Source organism: Streptosporangium sp. NPDC002721 (assembly GCF_042888905.1).
In the GTDB taxonomy this organism is placed as follows: Bacteria; Actinomycetota; Actinomycetes; order Streptosporangiales; family Streptosporangiaceae; genus Streptosporangium.
In genome coordinates this window covers 258,187-277,763 of the sequence record NZ_JBIAQI010000014.1, presented here as the reverse complement: position 1 = coordinate 277,763, position 19,577 = coordinate 258,187, and the positions used below count along the sequence as shown (strand labels likewise).

Here is a 19,577-nt window from a genome sequence, read left to right as displayed (position 1 = left end):
GCTACGAGCGCCGGGCCGACCACTTCGCATCCTTCGTCGCCATCGCCGCAGCCCTCATTTGCTACCGCCGACTCACCAAATGAGTCATGGTCTAAAACGGCCATGGAGCACGCGGGAGAGCTCGCGGTCCAGCGCAGGGCCGGGGTACGCGCGGTGGCGCTGGGTTCGGCCAGGACCCGGCCGGAGATCCCGGCGGTGGCGGCCGAGTTCCTGGAACGGCAGCGGATGCTGCTGATCGGGGCGACGGGACGGGACGGGCACCTGTGGGCGTCCGTCCTGACCGGGCCCGAGGGGTTCGCCGAGGCGGTGGACGAGCGGACCGTCGTGGTCGACGCGGTGCCGGGCGAGCACGACCCGCTGGCGGGGCTGGACGGGGGCCAGGTCGGGATGCTCGCGATCGAGCCACGGAGCAGGCGCAGGATGCGGGTCAACGGCACGGTCTCCCGGGAGGGCGGGCGGCTGGTCGTCCGTACCGAGCAGGTGTACGCCAACTGTCCCAAGTACATCCAGGCGCGGGAGGTCGTCACGGATCCGGCGGCGCCCGCCCCCCTTCCCCCCGGCTCCCCTCCCGAATCAACCGGCTCCACCGACTCCCCCGGCTTCTCCTCGGCGACGGCGTTCGGCGACGACGACCGGGCGTGGATCGAGGGCGCCGACACGTTCTTCGTCGCCACCTCCGCGCCCGGCCTCGGCGCCGACCTGTCGCACCGGGGCGGCAATCCCGGCTTCGTCCGGGTCCTGGACGACCGGCGGCTGGTCTGGCCGGACTACGTCGGCAACTTCATGTACATGACGTTGGGGAACCTGGAGCTGGACGACGGCTGCGGCCTGCTCTTCCTCGACTGGGAGAGCGGCGACGCCCTGCACCTCACCGGGCGCGCCCACGTCGACTGGGATCCGGGAGACGTCCCGGGCGCGCAGCGGCTGGTCCGCTTCGAGGTGGACCGGATCGTCCGCGTACGGGGAGCCAGCCCGCTCCGCTGGAAGCTCACGGAATACTCCCGCCACAACCCGCCGGTCTGAGTGCCCGATCCGAGGGCCCGGTTCGAGGGCGGGGCGCGATGGGCGCATCGTCCCCGCCAACGAGGGCAGTACCAAGAACGGGCACAGTTCTGGCGTGCGGACCGTTTGGACCGCACGGACACGGGCCGTCGAGGGCGACCCGGCCGTGCTCCAGGGCGACATACTGGCAATACACCCTCGTGTAGACGTAATGTCGCGACAGCGGCCGACCGGTAAGGAGCGGAGCGATGGCGATGCGATTCGAGCACGAGTTCACGGTTCCGGTGCCTGTCGACCAGGCGTGGCCGGCGCTGCTCGACGTCGAGCGGATCGCGTCCTGCCTGCCCGGTGCCGCCGTGGACAAGATCGAGGGTGACTCCTTCACCGGCCGGTTGAAGGTGAAGATCGGGCCGGTCACGGTGACGTACCACGGCAGGGTCGCCTTCGAGAAGGTGGACGAGGACACCCACTCCATGACCCTGCGGGCCTCCGGCAAGGAGGCCAAGGGGCCGGGCACGGCCGGTGCCACGGTCGTCGCCCGCCTGCACCCCCAGGGCCGGGACACCCGGGTCACCGTCGACACCTCCTTCAACGTGACCGGCCGCCCGGCCCAGGTCAGCCGGGGCGTGGTGACCGAGGTCGGCGGGAAGCTGATCGACAGGTTCTCGGCCAACCTCTCCCGCCTGCTGGGCGAGGGTCCCGGCGTGGAGACGGTCGCGGAGGCGACCGCGGGGACGACCGGTGTGGGCGGCTGGAGCGCGAAGCGGGGATCGGCGTCCGCGGGAGCGGCCGACGACGTCCCGGCGATCTCGGAGACCTGGGGCCCCGGCCCGGCACGCCCAGCCGACCCGGACAGCGCGGACAGCGCAGGCAGGCCGGACGACTCACGCGAGCCCGTCGGCTCCGCGCCCGCACCCGGCGCGTCCGCGGGTTCCACCGCGCCCGCCGGTCCCGCGGGTTCGACGATCTCCGGCACGGAGAGCCCCGGCGGCACCGGCTCGGCGTTCCCCGGCCCGGCCGGCTCGACCGGTCACGGCACGGAGGGCCACGGGGCTCACGAAGGCGCGGCGGCGTCCGGCGGCGCGAACGCGGGTGCCGCGGCGTCCGGGCTGGGCGGCCCCGGCGGCCCGGAGGGCCTGAACGGCCCCGAGGTCCCGGGCGGGCCGGGACGTCACCTCAGCGCGGTGCCGACGCCCCCCGGCCTCGCCGTCGGAGAGAAGGCGGAGTCCCGCCAGAGCCACCCCGCGGGCACCTCGCGCACCTCGCTCAGCCCCGACGAGGAGGCCCTGAACCTCCTGGAGGTGGCGGGCCTGCCGCTGCTCAAGCGCGTCGCCCCCCTGGTCGCCGCCCTGACGGGCCTCGTCCTGCTCGTCTGGCTGGTCCGCCGCGCCCTGCGGCACTAGCGATCGAGGTCGTCCGGGCGGTACCGGGCCCTGATGTGGACGCGCTCGCCCTGGGGGCCGAGGATGCTGAGGAACTCCACCGCGCGCTCGTCGGCGTTGCCGAACCAGTGCGGGAGGTGGGTGTCGAACTCGGCGACCTCGCCGTCCGTGAGGACGAAGTCCTTGTCGCCGAGCACGACGCGCAGGCGGCCGTTGAGGACGTACAACCAGTGGTAGCCCTCGTGCGACCGGGGGTCGGGTTCGGCACAGCCGGTCAGGCCGGCGGGGAGGATGTGCTTGAACGCCTGCAGCCCGCCGGGTTTGCGCGTCAGCGGGACGACGGTCATGCCGTTGCGGGTGAACGGCTTCGAGTACACCCGGGGGTCGAGATCGGCCGGGGCGCCGACGAGTTCCTCGATCGGCACCCGGTAGGCCCTCGCCAGGGGCAGCAGGAGCTCCAGGCCCGGCTTGCGGTGCCCCGACTCCAGCCGGGACAGCGTGCTGACCGGGATGCCGGTGGTCTCCGACAGGGCGCTCAGGGTGACGCCGCGCCGGCGGCGCAACTCGCGCAGCCGTGGGCCGACCGCGGCCAGCACGGCGTCGAAGTCGTCACTCATGCGTTCACTGTGCCTCCGCCTTGCGTTTCCCGCAAAACGCTTTGCCGGAACGCCGACGTGAGCGCGGCGCACCGCCTCGATGCCGAGGGCCGTACGGAGGCCGGCGAATTTCTCCCCGAGCATCGGGAACGAAACCCGTTTTCTCCCCGGGCATCGGGAACGAAACCCGTGCCGCCCTCGGTGTCCGCCGTTACGGTCGGTTCGTGGACGCCGAAGAGTACCGCCGCGGCCTTGCCCGTCACCCCGCCGCGTCCGCGCTGTTCGTCACGGACGAGGCCGACCGGGTCCTCCTCGTCCGGCCGACGTACAAGGAGGGGTGGGAGTTTCCCGGCGGGGCGGTCGAGGAGGGGGAGACACCGTGGGAGGCCGCCACCAGGGAGGCCGCCGAAGAGCTCGGCGTGACCTGCTCGGCTCCTCCCGCGGTGCTGTTGTGCGTGGACTGGATGCGTCCGCGCGGGCCGGAACCCGGCGGGTTCCGGCTGGTCTTCGACGGCGGGATCCTGGACGAGCGGCAGCGGGCGGCCATCCGGCTGCCGCCGGACGAGCTCGACGCCTGGCGGATGGTGGATGCGGCGGACGCGGACGCCTTCCTGCCCCCGCAGCGGGCGCGCCGCCTGCGGGCCTGCCTGTCGGCCCGCCGCACCGGACGGACCGCCTATCTGCAGGACGGCGTCTCGCTCACGGGGATCACGTACGACTGAGATCTACGCTGCCCAGCACGTCGCGCGGGGTTACGGCGTGGGGGCCATCGCGCCCGAGCCGCGCACCATTTTGACGTCGGAGGGGTCGGCCGGCGTGCCGACGGCGTCCGTGAAGGCGAGGGCCACGGGCCGGCCGGTGGTGCCGTCGACGAAGACGGAGGCGGGGCCGCGCGGGTTCGGGCGGTGCTCGTCGCCCCACTCGGCCAGTGCGGCGAGGATCGGGACGAGGTCCCGGCCCGCGGGCGTGAGGACGTACTCGTCTCGGGTGCGCTCCCCGGGCCTGCGGTAGGGGTGCCGTTCGAGGATGCCCTCCTCGACGAGCGAGGCCAGGCGCGCCTGGAGCACGTCGGTGGGCACACCGATCCTGCGGAACTCCGCGTAGCGCGTCCGGCCCCAGAACGCCTCGCGGACGATCAGCAGGGTCCACTTCTGGCCGAGCACCTCAAGGCTGCGCCAGATGGAGCAGTTGGTGTTCTGGGGGAGTTCCGCGGCCTTCATGGATGCAGCCTACTCCTGGGTTGGTAAACACAAACAACCTTGCCGTTTTGGAGAATCCAAGCCGGCCGTAGGGCGCTTCCGGCTCACCAGGACCGGGCTCGGGCACCCGCTCGGCGCGGGCGGCGCGCGCCTGATGACCACGCTGCCGGGCGTCCTCGATCGGGCGGGGGGACGCTACGGGCTCCAGGTCATGTGTGCGAGGCGGGCGGTCTGGCCAACGCCACCGTCGTGGAACGCCTCGGCTGAAAGGCCACGAAGCCGAGAGGCCGCGCGGGGGGGGCGGGGACCGGCAGCTTCAGACAACCCCAAAAAAAGGGTCATCAGTGCACAAGCGGGACAACTGACTATTTTTCTCGGGAATACCTCAGATCGTGATCAATATCCCGGAATGCAGCGTTGTGGTCATCACCTACAACGACGCCGCGCGGCTGGCCAGGGCCGTGCGGTCGGTGCTCCGGCAGTCCCTGCGCGACATCGAGGTGATCATCGCGGACGACGCGAGCACCGACGGCACGGGGAAGGTGGCCCGGGAGCTGCAGCGCGGGGACCCGAGGGTCCGCTACCTGCGCGGGGAGGTCAACAGCGGGGGCTGCGGGGTGCCGCGCAACCGGGGGGTGGCGGCGGCGCGGGCGCCGTACGTGATGTTCCTGGACAGCGACGACGAGCTGACAAGACACGCCTGCAAGAGCATGCTGCTGGAGATCGAGCGGACCGGCGCGGACTTCGTCACCGGGCAGATCGCGCGGCTGTACGAGCGGACCGGGAAGACCGCGCGCTACTACCCCGCCCTGTTCTGCAGGCGCAGGACGGTCGAGGGCATCGCCCGGGAGCCGGAGATGTTCCTCGACTCCTTCAGCACCAACAAGCTCTACCGGGCCGAGCTGCTGCGGCGGGTGCCGTTCCGCGAGGACATGCACTACGAGGACCACGTCTTCAGCACCGCCCTGTACTGCGCGGCGCGCCGGTTCGCGGTGGTCCCCTGGGTGGTCTACCTCTGGCACCGGGCCACGGCGGAGAGCGAGGCGCGGCTGTCGATCTCGCTGTCCCTGACGGAGATGGCCAACGTCCGCTCCAGGATCAGGGCGGCCCGGCTGAGCGACGACATCCTGCGGGAGAACGGCCTCGGCGACCTGGTGTACGAGCGGCAGCGCCGCTTCGTCCGCCAGGACCTGCGGGTCTACCTCAACCCGCTGCCCTCCCGCGACCCGGCGTGGATCGACGAGTTCGTCTCGGTGATCCGCCCCTACCTCGCGGAGCTCGACCCGGTGGTGTTCGAGACGATCGACCCGATCGTACGGGTCTGCTGCAGCTTCATCCTCGACGGCAGGCCCGACGAGCTCCTGGTGGCCGCCCGGTCGCTGAACGGGCCGAAGGCCCCGCCGCGCGTCGCCGTACGGGAAGGGGGGCGCACCTACTGGGGCCCGGTCCCCGACGAGAGGCGGGAGATCACCTCGCTGCGAATGGCCGAGCTCCCCTACAGCGCCTCCCGGCTGCGCCACGAGGCGGCCGTCACCGGGGAGGGGTCGCTGGTCAGGCTGGCGATCACGACGTACGACCCGTTCGGGGTGCTCGCCGCCACGCCCGGCTGGAGCGCGTTCCTGCGGTTCAGGGACCACCGGGTACGGCTGGAACCGCGCGCGCGGGACGACGGCGCCAGGAGCGGCAACGGCGGTGAACGCGGCGCCACGAACGACAACGGCGGTGAACGCGGCGGCGGGGGCGGCAACAGCGATGGTTACCTGAGCGAGGCGGCGATCGATCTCACCGCGATGCGCCACGGCCGCCTGGGCTTCGAGGGCCGCTACGACCCCGTGGTCGAGATCGTCAACCCCGACGGGCGGGTGACCTCCGACCGGCTGCTCGTCGACCCGCGCACCGCGCCGTTCGGCACGACGATCCTGTGGCACCGGGTCATCGTCAAGGCGGAGGGCAACGCCGCGTTCCTGCGGGTGCTCTGGCGCCGCCGGGGGCTGCTGCGGCAGCTGCCCCGGCTCAAGCGGGCCGCCGCCCGCCTGCTGCGGAGGGTGGGCGGGCCCGAGGTGAAGCTCCGCGTCTACAAGGGGCTGATCTCCGTGCTGCCGCCGCGCGCGGACCTGGCCCTGTTCGAGTCCGACGTCGGCGCCGGGTACACCGGGAACCCGCGTTACATCTACGAGGAGCTCAGGCGGCGGAACACCCCGCTGAAGGTGGTGTGGTCGGTCGCCGGACCTCGGGGGAACCTTCCCCCCGAGGTCAGGCCGGTGCGGCGGATGAGCTGGCGTCACATCTGGACCATGGCCAGGGCGGGCTACTGGGTCGACAGCCACGGCATGCCGCTCGCCTACCCCAAACCGCCCGGCACCCGCTACCTGCAGACCTGGCACGGCCAGGGCATCAAGTCGGTCGGCTTCGACGCACCCGACCTGCGCGCCGACTTCGACGGGCCGAGGGCGACCTGGCGGGCCGCGGTGGACCGCTGGGACGCGCTGGTCGCGCCCAGCGCCGAGTTCGAGCGGGTCTTCGTGCCCTCCAACGGCTACCGGGGACGGTTGCTGCGGCACGGCTCGCCGCGCTGCGACGTGCTCGTGCGCGGCGACCGGGAGGCGGCCGCGCGGGCGCGGGAGGAGCTGGAGATCCCGCACTGGTCCAGGGTGCTGCTGTACGCCCCCACCTACCGCGACCGGGCCAAGGGGTCCGGGCAGTCGGTCAGGGCCGACCTCGCCGCGATGGCCGAGGCCCTGTCGGGCGACTGGACGGTGGTCCTGCGGACCCACCCGGTCGAGCGGTTCGAGGTGCCGGAGCACCTGCGCCACTTCGTCCGGCAGGCGGGGTCCTATCCCGAGGTCAACGACCTGATCCTGCTCTCGGACGCGCTGCTCACCGACTACTCGTCGCTGATGTGCGACTACGCGGTCACCGGGCGGCCGATGCTGTTCCTGATCGACGACTGGGACGAGTACCGCAGGGTGGAGCGCGGGGTCTACCACGACCTGCCCGCGATCGCCCCCGGCCCCTGCCTGACCACGACCGAGGAGCTGATCGAGGCGCTGCGCGACCTGGAAGGGCTGACGGCGGCGTTCGCCTCCAGGTACATCGCGTTCCGCAGGACGTGGTGCGCCGACGAGAAGGGACACGCCTCGGCGAGGGTGGTGGACGCCTTCTTCGAGCCCTGCCACACCCGGCCGCCCGGCCCCGCCGCCGACGTGCGGGAACGCGTCCCGGCGAAGGTACGGCAGCTGAGCCGCCCGCTGCTGCCGGGACGGTTCCGGTGAGCGGCGGGCGTACGGGGACGGTGGTGTTCGCGTGCATGGACGCCGACACCCTCGGCGGCGTCCAGCGGGTCACCCACACCACGGCGCAGGGCCTCGCCGAGCGGGGCCGCGAGGTGCACGTGATCGGGCTGCACCGGGCGGAGCGGCCGTTCCGGTACGTGGAGGGACCGCGTTACACCAGCCACGTGATCCACCGCGCCCCGGTGGGCAGGCTCTCGCGGCTGGGCAGGCGCCGCGAGCGGCGGGTGCTCGACGGGCTGCTGCGGGAGGTCGGGCCGGGCTTCGCGGTGCTCGCCTCGCCCGGCGTGGTCACCCGGATCGGGGACCTGCTGCCCGAGCGGCTGCTGCCGATCGGGCAGTACCACGGCTCGTACGAGCACGCGCGGGGCTCCTGGCACCTCGGCTCGGTCCGCGGCCACTACGGCGCCCTGGAGAAGGCGGTGTTCCTCAGCGAGGAGGACGCCTGGCTGTTCTCCGAGCACGCGCTGCTGCCCAACACCTGGTCCATCCCGAACCCGCTGCCCACCTGGCCGTCGCGGACCGCGGAGCTGACCGCCCGCCGGGTGCTCGGGGTCGGCAGGCTGGGGGGCGTGAAGCGGTTCGACCGGCTGATCTCGGCGTTCGCGGAGGCGTGCGGCCGCCCGGGTCCCGGGGGCACCGGTGGTCACCCGGATCTCGTGGAGGCCCGCCGCGAGGCGGGTGAGGGCTGGGAGCTGCACCTGATCGGCGAGGGGTCCGAGCGCGACCGGCTCATGTCGCACGCGGCGGCGTGCGAGGTGAGCGACCGGGTGGTGTTCCGCGGCGCGGTGCCCGCGGCCCTGATGGGGGACGAGTACATGGGCGGGTCGATACTGGCGCTGTCCAGCGAGCACGAGGGGCTGCCCCTGGTCGTCGGCGAGGCGGCGTCCCACGGGGTGCCCTCGGTGGCGTTCGACGTGTCGGGCGGGCTCAGGTCGCTCGTGCTGGACGGGCGGACCGGGGTGCTGGTGCCCCCGGCCGACGTGACCGCGCTCGCCTCCGCGCTGGCCGGGCTGATGGCCTCGGCCGAGGAGCGGCGGCGGCTGGGAGCCGCCGCCCGCGCGCACGTCGAGGCGTTCCGCCCGGACCGCGTCCTGGATCGGTGGGAGGCCCTGTTCGAGCAGGTCACCCGCTGAGCGTCACGGGCCCGTTCCCAGCGGGCCCGCACCCGGAAAGCCGGGCGAGCCGGTCACCCGCTGAGCGTCACCGGCTCATTCCCAGCGGGCCCACACCCGGAAAGCCGGGCGAGCCGGTCACGCGTCGATCGGTCATCCGCTGACCGCGACGGGTTCGTTGCGCGGCAGCGGCACTCCCGCCATCACGATCTGGGCGGAGGTGAGCCGGGCCCCCAGCGGGTTCGGCTCACGGAGCCGGATCAGCCGGTCGAACGCGACCCGCTTGACGCGGGCCAGCTTCCGCTTGGCCGCGGTCCGCTCGTAGGAGACCATCCGCGAGGTCTCGACCTTCGGCGCCCCGGTGAGCTCGTACCCGTACGTCTCCAGCCGGTCACCGAGCACGCTCTCGCACAGCGAGATCTCGCCGGGGTCGAGCCGCTCGCGCCACGAGCCGGTCCGGGCGGTGGTCACCTCGCCGAAGGTGCGCACGTGCCACGTCTTGCGCGCGGGTACGGCGATGTCGGCCACCGCGCCCGGGTCGCACATGGCCGGGTCGAACTCCTCGCCGAGGAACTCGCACAGCCTGCGCAGGTGGGCCTCGGGCTCCGCGGTCAGGTCCTCGTAGCGCAGCTCGTGGTAACTGCCGTCGGGGAGCTTCGGCGCGCCGTGCCGGGCGAAGTCGATCGCCTCGGCCCAGGCCGACACCGCGCTGTAGACGCTCCCGTTGTACCAGGGCATCTCCTTCAGCGACGCCACGCAGTCGCGGCCGTCCCTGATCAGGTGCACGAACTGGGCGTCGGGGAACAGGCGCAGCAGCACGTCGGTGTACTGGAAGTACGAGGGCCGCTTGTCGCCCCAGCGCGGCTTGCCGTGCCTGGCCGCGTACGCGCGCAGCACGATGCCCAGCGCGGAGCCGAGCGTCGGCGGCCCCTCGACGATCTGCTCCAGCACCTCGTCGCGGTCCAGGTCCAGCTCATGGAAGCGTGTCTGGCGCCGATCGACCACCCATTCGCCCAGCTCGCGCCGGTGCGCGGCGTCGTTGAGATCGCCGAACTGCAGTCGCCTCTGGTAGGTGGAGACCATGAACCGGGTCTCCGGCGGGATGGCGACGCGCGGGTGGGCGTGCATCATCAGCTGCAGCATCGTCGTCCCCGAGCGGGGACAGCCCAGGATGAAGATCGGGCGATCGGACGTCATGTCAGACCTTCGCAAGCTCGCCGAGCTGCCGGCTGGTGAGCCGCGCGGCCACCGGGCTCGGCTCGCGGAACCGGTTGACGCGGTCGCGGACCTCCTTGCGCCTGCGCGCCCAGCGCCGCTTGGCCGCCGCCTTCTCGCACGCCTTGACGTGCGCCTTGCTCGCCTTGGGCGCGCCGCTCAGCTCGTAGCCGTTGGCGACGAGCCGGTCGCCCAGCACGGTCTCGCACACCGAGATCTCCCAGGGCTCCAGCCTGACCTTCCACGAGCCCGCCCTGGCGGTCGTGACGTCGCCGTGGGTGTTGCTGTGCCAGACCTTGTGCTGCGGGATCGCCACCCTGGCGACGTGGTACGGCTCGGTCATCGCCGGGTCGTAGTCCTCGCCGAGGAAGTCGCAGAGCTTGCTCAGCTCGGTCTCCGGGTAGGCCGTCAGGTCCTCGTAGCGCAGCTCGTAGTAGCTGTCGGCGGGGAGCCTCTTCGCGTGCCGGCGGCCGTAGTCGATCGCCTCGCTCCAGTTGACCGCCGCGTGGAAGACGTCCTTGGTGTACCAGGGCATCTCCTTCAGCGACGCCACGCAGTCGCGGCCGTCCCTGATCAGGTGCACGAACTGGGCGTCGGGGAACAACCGCGTCAGCAGGTCCACGTGGTGGTAGTAGCTGGGCCGCTTGTCACCCCAGCGGCTCTTGCCGTACTGCTCGGCGTACGAGCGGAAGGTGATGCCCATCGCCGACCCCAGCGTGGGCGGCCCCGCGACGATGTCGTCGATCAGCCGGTCCCCGTCGAGCTTGAGCTCCTTGAACTTGGTGTCCTTGTCGCTCACGATCCACCGGCCGACCCTGCGCCGGTTGCGCTCCTCGCGCAGGTCCCCGAAGGAGAACCTGCGGTAGTAGCCGGGCACCACGAACCGTGTCTCCGGAGGCACCGCGATGCGCGGGTGCGAGTGCAGCATCAGCTGCAACATCGTGGTACCGGAACGCGGGCAACCGATCACGAAGATCGGACGGTCGGACTGCATGACAACGAACCCCCGTAAAGCTTGGTCAAACAGATACGCGCGGCGCCTTCCGCACGAGCGGCACGACGGGCACCACCCGGGCGAAGAGCCACATTCGGTAGATCAAAACGACCTCGTTCAGCAGGAGCAGCACGCCCGCCGCGACCGCGAGGGGCACCAGGGCGGGCGTCCCGATCAGCGGGGCGACCACGAACACCGCGGCGTGGAACTCGATGCCACTGATCAGGTGGGTCCGCACCCGGTGGCGGGCCAGCAGCCGGCCGAACCTGCGGGGCAGCTTCGGGCGCCTGCCTCCCTTGGTGCCCTGCCGCCCGGCCCGGTTCCCGTCCCGGCCCCCGGCCCGTTCACCGGCGCGTTCCTCGGCCCAGTCCTCGTCCCGGTCCTCGCCCCGGTCCTCGAACCCGGCGACCCGCATCGGCTCGCGGGGGGTGATGACCTCGACGGGCCTGACGTGTCCCGCATGCCCCGCGTGCCCTGCGTGTGCTGTATGCCCCGCGTGTCCTGCGTGGACGGTGTGCCCGGCGGCCACCGTCGCCTCGCCGGGCCGGGGGTGTCCCACGGTCACCACGGACTCGACGGGCACCAGGCGTGCGAGCCGGTTCTCCTTGACCACCTCGCGCACGCGCTTCATCTGCGGCGCGTTCACGTAGCGGAACAGGTCGAGCACCGCCACCCCGGCACCGAGCAGGATGTAGGAGACGTCCCCCGTCACCGCGTACTGCCCGGACGCCAGTCCCGCGGCGCAGCAGACCACCCTGATGCGGTCGCCCACGTAGTCGAGCCAGAGCCCGAACGCCGTTCCCGTCCCCTTGAGCCGGGCGATCTTCCCGTCCATGCAGTCGACCATGAAGCTCACGTAGAACAGCAGGGCCCCCGCCACCAGCCGTCCGGACGCGAAGCAGATCGCCGAGCACATCCCGAGGATCAGGGAGAAGCGGGTGAGCCCGTTGGGGGTGATGGACGTGTGGTTGGCGACGAGCAGGGTGAGCCTGCACGCCACCGGGTCGACCAGGAAAACGGTCCACCAGGAGTCTTTTCGTTTCCGGGTCGCGTGAACGTCGTCCAACGAATAGGCCCTCATGTGTTCCAGCATGGCCACGCCGTGCCCCCTCTCATCTACGCTCTGTAATCACTAGAAGATCTCCATGCCACTTCTTGACCGGCCCGCGCCACAGCGATCGGGGGCTTTGGGAAGGCGAAAGCCCGGAGAGGGCTTCCCCGGCCTTTCGCCGGGCGCGCCGGCCCTCTCACCGGCGGCTACCGGAAGATCCGGTCCACGGCCCTGGCCGACGCGCCGCCGTCCTCCAGCGGGCAGAACCTGGCGGTGAAGGCGTCGTACGGCTTCCGGTACTTGGCGCGCACCTCGTCGACGTCCCGCACGGCCGCCGCGACCTCCTCGGTCGTGCGCAGCAGCGGCCCGGGGGCCTCGGCCTCGAAGTCGAAGTAGAAGCCGCGCACCTCGTCGCGGTAGCGCTCCAGGTCGTAGGTGTAGAACAGCATCGGCTTGCCGGTCACCGCGAAGTCGAACATCGCCGACGAGTAGTCCGTGACAAGCATGTCCGCCACCAGATACAGCTCCTGGATGTCCGGATACATCGAGACGTCGAGGACGAAGTCCGTACCGGCCCCGGGCAGCCTGTCGGTGACGCTCGGATGCTTGCGGATCATGAGCACGTGGTCCTCGCCCAGCTCCTCGCGCAGGTGCTGGAGGTCCAGGCGCAGGTCGAGCCGGTAGCGCCCCTTGCTGTAGAACTTGTCGTCGCGCCAGGTCGGGGCGTACAGGACGACCTTCCTGCCCTCGGGCAGGCCGAGCCGCTCCCGGATCTCCGCGGTCCGCGCGGCGGCCCCGGCGCGGCGCAGCAGGTCGTCGCGGGGGGAGCCGATCTCCAGGATCTCCCCCTCGAACCGCAGGGCGCCGTCCAGGACCGAGGTGCACCAGGGACTCGGCGAGATCAGGTGGCTCCACCTGGCGACGGCCCTGGCCAGCCGCTCGTGGTGGTCGGACCTGGCCGGCGGCGCCTTCTCGACGTCGAAGCCGATGCGCTTCAGCGGGGTGCCGCGCCAGGTCTGCAGCACCGTCTGGCCCTCCCTGCGCTCGAACCAGGAGGGCAGGTGGCTGTTGGTGACGATGTACCGGCAGCGGGCCAGGGCGTCGAAGAACTCCCGTCCATACCGCCGGACCGGCGTCACCCCCTCGGGCAGCTCCACCTGCCCGTCCCTGACGATCCACATGAACTCCAGGTCGGCGCCCCGCCGCACGAGCTCCTCGTAGATCGCCTTCGGGCTGTCGGAGAACTGCCTGCCGCCATAGCTGTCGAAGAGGACGGCGGGCCGCAGCGGCTCCCGGCACCTCGCGGGGTAGAAGTCCTCGCGCAGCAGCCGCTGCTGCTTCGGCCTGCCCGAGGCGCGCAGGTCGTCGCTCACGGTGAAGACGGCCTCGTCCATCAGGTCGGTGTCGAAGGTGAACGTACGGGTGGCGGAGACGTGCTCCAGCGGCGCGGACAGCCGGAACTCCATGCGCATGTCACCGGCGTCGGTGCGGACCGCGAAGCCGTGCGTGCCCGCGGGCAGCGGCAGCCGCCCGCCGAGCGTGTCGCTCCCCTCCGGCGTCACCGTGGCGCCGCCGTCGACGAGCGGGAAGAGCCGTTCGCTGAGCCGGTTGCGCGAGGTGACGACCAGCCACGCCGGGCCGTCGATCGGGCGCATCGGGGCCCCCGTCACCCTGAGGTGGCCCTGGTCGGTCCACTCCACCCGCTCGACGTAGAACGTGGGCCGCTGCTCGCGCAGCACGAGCCCGCCCGCCTGCGAGCGGTCCAGCACCACGTCACGGCCGCGGAGCCGGTAGAGGCCGCGCTCCACGTCGCGGCCGACGAGCAGCGGCCGGGCGTGCCGCCGCTCCGGGCGTTCCCGGTCGCCGGGGTTCCCCGGGTCCGCCGAGTTCTCCAAGGAGTCCGAGTTCTCCGAGGACTCTGAGTTCTCCGAGGACTCTGAGGAATCCGAGTGCTCCGAGGACTGCGGGACGACCTCGAAGTGCCATTCGGCGCCGGGGTTGAGCGCGCTCATCTCCAGGCCGGCCGGGTCGAGGGCCGGCCAGCGCTCGGACAGCACCTCGTCGAGGTCGACCACCGCCTCGAAGGCGCCGTCCGTCACGGTCATCGGGTAGCGCCGGGCGCGGCCGCCCTGTGGGCGGGTCAGCCGCAGCGCCGGGGCGGCACCCAGATCACCGGGGTCGCCGTCGCACCGGCCGCTGATCCGCAGCCTGCCCTCGGCCACCCGGTGGCCGGTGACCCGCCCGCCTGGCCGCTCCACCCTGAGCCTGAACTCCTCGGCGGGCGTCCACTCCGTCCACACCACGGTCCCCGGTTCGCGCTCGGCGACCTCCAGCCGCCGCGCGGCCGGGCTCGGCTGGGACAGCCTTCCCCTGCGTACGAGCCCCCGGGACAGCACGCACAGGTCGATCCGCCAGGACGAGCCCGCGGGAAGCGCGGCCGGGTCGACGGCCAGCCGGAACCCGCACCAGTCCTTGCGCCTGCGCGGGCCGGTGTCGACCAGCGACAGGCCGCGCCGGATCGTGACCGGCAGCCGGATCCTGCGACTGTGACTCCCGTGGCTCCCGGGGTTCTCGGGGACGAGCCAGGCCAGGACGTGCTGCTGCATCCGCCTGCGAGGACGCAGGTAGCGCAGCGACACCCGGCCCTCGACGACCAGCCTGTCGTCCTTCCAGTCCAGGCTGTCCACCCGCTGCCGCAGGTCCAACTCCTCGCGCATCCGCGTGGCCGACCGCTCGACCTGCACGGGGCTGTTGAGGTGGTAGCCGCGCAGGGCGCCGCCGCTCACGCGGGCGGTCGGCTTGACCGTCCTGTCCCACTCCAGCAGCTGGAGGAGGTCGTCCACCCGGCGTTCCCGTACGAGAGCCCACTTGGCCCGGCGCTGCGCGGGGATGAGCGGGAGGACCTTCGGCCCCGCCCGGTCGAGGTAGGCGCACGCCAGGTCGAGGAAGCGGGTCCGGAACTCCTCCCCCGCCTGGTCCAGCACCTGCAGGAAGTTCGGCAGGTCGCTGTCGAGGACCATCCGGTCCCACGCCCTCAGGTGCTGGGCCCGCCCGGTCTCGACGAGGAAGCTCCGCACCGAGTTGACGGCGGCGAACCGGTCCTCGATCCCCTTGACGTGCCCCCGGTTCTGCGTGATCGAGACGCTCTCCCCCTCCCGCTCCCGCCACAGGTAGACCGGGGTGGACAGCACGTCCACCGCCCCGGCCGTGAAGTGGGCGGGCAGGGAGACCGCGATGTCCTCCCACAGGACCCCCTCGGGGAAGTTCAGCCCCTGCCCGTCCCAGAAGGAGCGGCGCCAGAGCTTGTTCGTGACCAGCCGGTCCTTGAGCAGGATCTCGTCGCGGGTCACGTGGGTCCGCCGGGCGGAGTTGGCGAAGATCACCTTGTGCATCGCCGACTGGCGCACCCCCTGCCCGCTGAAGCGGAGGACGTTGCCCGTGACGAGGTCGGACCCGCTCTCCCGCAGGCTGCACACCATCGTCTCGACGGCCGTCAGCGGGAGCATGTCGTCGCTGTCCAGAAAGGCGAGGAAATCACCGGTGGCGTGCCTTATACCGGTGTTGCGCGCGGTGCCCAGGCCCCCGTTCTCCTGCCGGATCAACCGGAACCGGCCGTCACGCTCGGCGAAGGCCCCGGCGATCTCCGCGCTGGAGTCGGGAGAACCGTCGTCCACCATGACGACCTCGATGTCACTCCAGGTCTGCGCGACCAACGACTCCAGACACGCCTCAAGGTACGGTTCCACGTCGTAGATGGGCACGATGATGCTCACTGGGGCCACGATCGGTCCTCCGGTAGTCGAAAGCTCACAGTCCGGTCCGTCGGCGTGAACGCCGGACACGGCACACAGGTGAAGATCCACTCATCGTGGAAGACGTCACGGGCGCGCGGCGGGAGGCCCAGCGGTCGCCGGAGAGCGGCGGAAGGGGCCTGTGTGCCCGTCGACACAACCTGGCGGCCATGAGCGCGACGTAGACGTCACGTCAGCAGCATGGCTTCGCGACGGACCGGGCGAGCCAGAAACATGACCGCGATGGAGTGAGCTGACCGAGACTTGACCATCTCCCGCACATCTCCCGCACGTCTTCCGTACGTCCCCCGCATGCCTCGCGCACGCCTTCCGCATGTCCCCCGCACGCCTCGCACGCCTCGCACGCCTCCCGCACGCCTTCCGTATGCCCTCCACACGTCTCCGGCGCGTCTCGCGCGCGTCTCTCGCGAGCGAGCCGTCCGCGGCCCGGGCCCGCGGCGCGGCAACGCCTTCCCCAAGCCCAGGTCAAGGCTGGGAATGCACACGTCCTGGTAAGACGTAATGACCCTTCGGTCCCCCCTGGCCGTCCGACACGATCGTGTGACCGAGACGGGCGAGATCACGGGAAACGGCATTCACGGGGGTAAGAGCATGGATTCAACGGTGGTCGTGGGAGCGGGGCCCGACGTGCCCGACGCCGTCGCCGAGGCCGCCGCGGGGCCGGGGTACCGCGACCTCCTCACCGTCGCGCCGGTCGTCCCCGCCCTTCTCACGGACGCGCCCGCCCCGGTCTGAGGGCCCCGGACTCCTCACGGACACACCACCTCGTCCCGAGACCCCTGACCTTCTCACGAACACGCCACCTCGACCCGGGGAACCCCGGCCTCCTCACGGACAGGCCACCCCGGCCCGAGGACCCCCCGACCGACGACCAGCGATCCATGACGCCTTGCCTGGCCTCCGCCCATCGGACGCGGGCCACCGCGGGTCAAGGCTCTCCTCCCAGCCGCCTTGGAGTTGCGCACCATGACAGCACAGCGATACACGGTCCCCGACGTCAGCGTGATCGTCATCACCTACAACGACGCGGCCCGGTTACCCCGGGCCGTGCGCTCCGTGCTGAGCCAGACGCTCAAGAACCTCGAAGTGGTCATCGTGGACGACTGTTCCGACGACGACACCCCCTCGGTGGCCAGGTCCCTCGCCGAGCAGGACGGCCGGGTCCGCTACGTACGGCTGCCCGCCAACAGCGGCGGCTGCGGCGCGCCGCGCAACGCGGGCATGGACGCCGCGCGCTCGCCCTTCCTGATGTTCCTCGACAGCGACGACGAGCTGCCCAGGCACGCCTGCAAGAGCCTCCTGCTGGAGGCGGAGGCGACCGGCGCCGACTTCGTCATGGGCACCGTGGAGCGCGTCGACGAGGCGACCGGCGCCGTCACGCTCTGGTACCCCCAGCTGTTCGCGGAACGGCGGGTCGTGGACGGCATCCGCGCCGAGCCCGAGCTGCTCTTCAACTGCCTGGCCACCAACAAGCTGTACCGGCGGACCTTCCTCGACGTCACCCGCATCCGCTTCCCCGAGGACATCCACCACGAGGACATCGTCTGGTCGACGGAACTTTTCTGCCGCAGCAAGCTGTTCGCCATCGTGCCGTGGCCGGTCTACCGCTGGCTGCTCGCCGCCGGCCCCGCCACCAGGTCGATCTCGTCCCGGCGGCACGAGCTGGAGAACGTGCGCCAGCGCGTCGCGGCCGCCGTCCTGAGCGACCGCGTCCTGGCGAGCACCGGCTCCCTCGACCTGAAGGAGGACAAGGACTTCCGCTTCCTCTCCCACGACCTGCGCCTCTACCTGGGCGACCTGCCCCAGCGCGACCCGGCGTGGATCTCCGAGTTCGCCGGCATCGTCATCCCGTACGTGGACACGCTCGACCCCGCCGCGGTCGGGCGGCTGACCCGGGCGGAGCGGGTGTGCGTCCAGCTCGTCCGGGAGCGGCGCGGCGTGGAGGCGGCGCTCGCCGCGATCGAGCTGGGGGGCAGGCACTCGGTCCCGCCCCGCGCGGTCACGGCGGACGGCGGGCGGGTGTTCTGGGGGACGGAGCTCCCGCGGGACGAGCAGGGGCGGAGCGAGCTGGACGTCACCGAGCTGCGCCTGGCCGAGCAGCCCCTCTCCAGCGCGCTGCTCCGGCACGAGCTCGTCGACCTGCAGGCGTCGCGGGACCAGGTCCGGTTGCGCCTGCGGACCTACGACCCGGGCCGGGTGCTCGACGGCCGCACGCTGACCGCGTGGCTCCGCGTCGGCGGCAGGAAGAGGGCGATCGCCTCGATCCCCGTCCAGATGGCACCCGTCCTGACCGAGCCGCCGGAGGAACGGGAGAAACAGGTCCCGAGGGGACTCGAAGGGCAGTGGGACCCGGAGGAGCCGGAGATGGCGCCGATCCCCCGGATGACGGGAGCCGCCCCCGAGGGGACGGGCATCCTGGAGGGGACGGTGTCGATCTCCCTACCCGACCTGGACTGGCCGGACAACGCCGTCAGGCCGCAGGCGGTCATGATCTCGCTCCACGAGGGCGAGCGCCGCAACCTCAGGCCCCTCCTCACGGTCCCGGGGCTGTCGTTCACCTCGGTCGGTGCCGTGGGTCCGGCGGGTTCGGGCCGCCTGGTCCTGGAGGCGTCCGCCGAGCTCCCGTTCCGGCTCACGGCGCGCAGGCTCGGCCCCGCGTCCGGGCGGCGCCTGCCGAACGTGGCGGAGCTGTGGCGGAACCTGCTGGCCGACCTCGCCACCCCCCGCAACCTGGGCCGCTTCTACCGGCTGGTCAGCGCGACGGTGCCGGTGAACCGCCGCCTGGTGCTGTTCGAGTCGGCCGAGGGCAGCGGCTACACCGGCAACCCGCGCTACGTACACGAGGAACTGCAGCGGCGCGCCACGGGCCTGCGGGCGGTCTGGTCGCACGCGGACGTCCCCGAGCGCTTCCCCGAGGACGTCGACCTCGTCCGGCGCGACACCTTCCGCTACGCCTGGACCCTGGCGCGCGCCGGGCACTGGGTCGACAGCCACAACCTGCCCTACTGCTACCGCAAGCGTAAGAGCACCCGCTACCTGCAGACCTGGCACGGTCAGGTACTCAAGAGGATGGGGCTGGACGAGCCCCGGCACCGGGCGCAGCCTGCCCTGGCCAGGAAGTACGCCGAGGCGGTGGCGCGCTGGGACGTGCTGCTCACGCCGGGCCCCGACTTCCGCCGCGACTTCGCCGAGGCCAGCGGGTTCGGGGGCGAGCTGCTGCACGCCGGGTACCCGCGCACCGACGTGCTGGTGCGGCACATGGAACCGGCGCAGCGCGAGCGGGCGCGGCGGGTCAGGGAGTTCTTCGAGATCCCCGCCGGGAAGCGCGTGGTCCTCTACGCGCCCACCTACCGCGACAGCAGGCGCTTCAGCGGCGACTCGATCCGGCTCGACCTGCCCGCCCTCGCCGGCGCGCTGTCCCCGGACTGGGTGATCCTCGTCCGCTCCCACCGCTACGACCGCTTCTCGGTGCCCGACCCGCTCGGCTGGCTCGTCCGGGACGCCTCGGCCTTCCCCGAGGTCAACGACCTGATGCTCGCCTCGGACGTCCTGGTGACGGACTACTCCTCGATCATGTTCGACTACGCCTGCCTCGGCAGGCCGATCCTCTACTACGTCGACGACCACGAGCGCTACGCCTCCGCCCAGCGGGGGGTCTGCTTCGACCTGGCCGAGGTCGCCCCAGGGCCGCTGCTGCGCGACCCCGGCGAGCTGGCCGAGGCGCTGGACCGGCTCACCGAGATCACCGAGAGGTACGCGCGGCGCTACGCGGAGTTCCGCGACCGCTGGTGCGCCCTCGACGACGGGCAGGCCTCCGGCAGGGTCGTGGACGCGTTCTTCCCGGAGGTCATGAGATGAGATCGCCCCTTTCCGAAGGTCACGCGGTGAGACCGCCTCTTCCCGGAGGTCATGAGACGAGAT

At 72.0% G+C, this 19,577-nt stretch carries 13 protein-coding genes; 7 read left to right on the top strand and 6 right to left on the bottom strand.

The genetic code is table 11. The annotated features are described in order from the left end of the window. Positions 1 to 102: 102 nt before the first annotated feature. A complete protein-coding gene (locus ACFYWM_RS22140; RefSeq protein ID WP_389917322.1) occupies positions 103 to 1,023 on the top strand; it encodes a pyridoxamine 5'-phosphate oxidase family protein in 921 nt (306 codons plus the stop codon). Between the two features lie 227 nt (positions 1,024 to 1,250). Then, entirely contained in the window at positions 1,251 to 2,405 is a 1,155-nt protein-coding gene (locus ACFYWM_RS22135) for an SRPBCC domain-containing protein (RefSeq protein WP_389917321.1), read from the top strand. On the opposite strand, the gene ACFYWM_RS22130 is transcribed toward ACFYWM_RS22135, so the two are convergent. Continuing rightward, positions 2,402 to 3,001: a helix-turn-helix domain-containing protein gene (locus tag ACFYWM_RS22130; RefSeq protein ID WP_389917320.1), complete on the bottom strand. Its 600-nt coding sequence runs from the start codon at positions 2,999 to 3,001 to the stop codon at positions 2,402 to 2,404. The two genes, ACFYWM_RS22135 and ACFYWM_RS22130, sit on opposite strands and share 4 nt — an antisense overlap. A 203-nt stretch (positions 3,002 to 3,204) precedes the next feature. Between ACFYWM_RS22130 and ACFYWM_RS22125 the strand changes: the two genes are divergently transcribed. Next, on the top strand, positions 3,205 to 3,702 hold the full coding sequence (locus ACFYWM_RS22125; RefSeq protein WP_389917319.1) for an NUDIX domain-containing protein: 498 nt from the start codon (positions 3,205 to 3,207) through the stop codon (positions 3,700 to 3,702). A 30-nt stretch (positions 3,703 to 3,732) separates the two neighbouring features. Here the strand turns inward: ACFYWM_RS22125 and ACFYWM_RS22120 are convergent, their stop codons facing one another. Then, positions 3,733 to 4,200, bottom strand: coding sequence for a winged helix-turn-helix transcriptional regulator (locus ACFYWM_RS22120; RefSeq protein ID WP_389917318.1), 468 nt, complete (start codon positions 4,198 to 4,200; stop codon positions 3,733 to 3,735). A 371-nt stretch (positions 4,201 to 4,571) separates the two neighbouring features. Between ACFYWM_RS22120 and ACFYWM_RS22115 the strand changes: the two genes are divergently transcribed. After that, positions 4,572 to 7,451 (top strand): CDP-glycerol glycerophosphotransferase family protein, encoded by a 2,880-nt coding sequence (locus ACFYWM_RS22115; protein ID WP_389917317.1) that lies wholly within the window; start codon positions 4,572 to 4,574, stop codon positions 7,449 to 7,451. A 35-nt stretch (positions 7,452 to 7,486) separates the two neighbouring features. Next, complete coding sequence (locus ACFYWM_RS22110) at positions 7,487 to 8,605, top strand: glycosyltransferase (RefSeq protein WP_389917316.1); 1,119 nt, start codon at positions 7,487 to 7,489, stop codon at positions 8,603 to 8,605. Positions 8,606 to 8,737: 132 nt separating this feature from the next. Here ACFYWM_RS22110 and ACFYWM_RS22105 read toward each other — a convergent pair whose 3' ends face one another. The 4 genes from ACFYWM_RS22105 to ACFYWM_RS22090 all read right to left on the bottom strand — a co-directional run bounded on the left by ACFYWM_RS22105 (position 8,738) and on the right by ACFYWM_RS22090 (position 15,617). After that, positions 8,738 to 9,781, bottom strand: coding sequence for a sulfotransferase family protein (locus tag ACFYWM_RS22105; protein ID WP_389917315.1), 1,044 nt, complete (start codon positions 9,779 to 9,781; stop codon positions 8,738 to 8,740). A 1-nt stretch (position 9,782) separates the two neighbouring features. After that, the gene (locus tag ACFYWM_RS22100; protein ID WP_389917314.1) at positions 9,783 to 10,793 is read right to left on the bottom strand and encodes a sulfotransferase family protein; all 1,011 of its coding nucleotides are present in this window, start codon (positions 10,791 to 10,793) and stop codon (positions 9,783 to 9,785) included. A gap of 25 nt (positions 10,794 to 10,818) precedes the next feature. Continuing rightward, positions 10,819 to 11,874 (bottom strand): CDP-alcohol phosphatidyltransferase family protein, encoded by a 1,056-nt coding sequence (locus tag ACFYWM_RS22095; RefSeq protein WP_389917313.1) that lies wholly within the window; start codon positions 11,872 to 11,874, stop codon positions 10,819 to 10,821. A 176-nt stretch (positions 11,875 to 12,050) separates the two neighbouring features. Next, positions 12,051 to 15,617, bottom strand: coding sequence for a CDP-glycerol glycerophosphotransferase family protein (locus tag ACFYWM_RS22090; protein ID WP_389917312.1), 3,567 nt, complete (start codon positions 15,615 to 15,617; stop codon positions 12,051 to 12,053). Positions 15,618 to 16,247: 630 nt separating this feature from the next. Between ACFYWM_RS22090 and ACFYWM_RS22085 the strand changes: the two genes are divergently transcribed. Further along, positions 16,248 to 16,391 carry a hypothetical protein gene (locus ACFYWM_RS22085; RefSeq protein WP_389917311.1) on the top strand — a complete coding sequence of 48 codons (144 nt, stop codon included), beginning with the start codon at positions 16,248 to 16,250 and terminating at the stop codon, positions 16,389 to 16,391. Positions 16,392 to 16,622: 231 nt separating this feature from the next. Next, the gene (locus ACFYWM_RS22080; protein ID WP_389917310.1) at positions 16,623 to 19,514 is read left to right on the top strand and encodes a CDP-glycerol:glycerophosphate glycerophosphotransferase; all 2,892 of its coding nucleotides are present in this window, start codon (positions 16,623 to 16,625) and stop codon (positions 19,512 to 19,514) included. Positions 19,515 to 19,577: the final 63 nt, after the last annotated feature.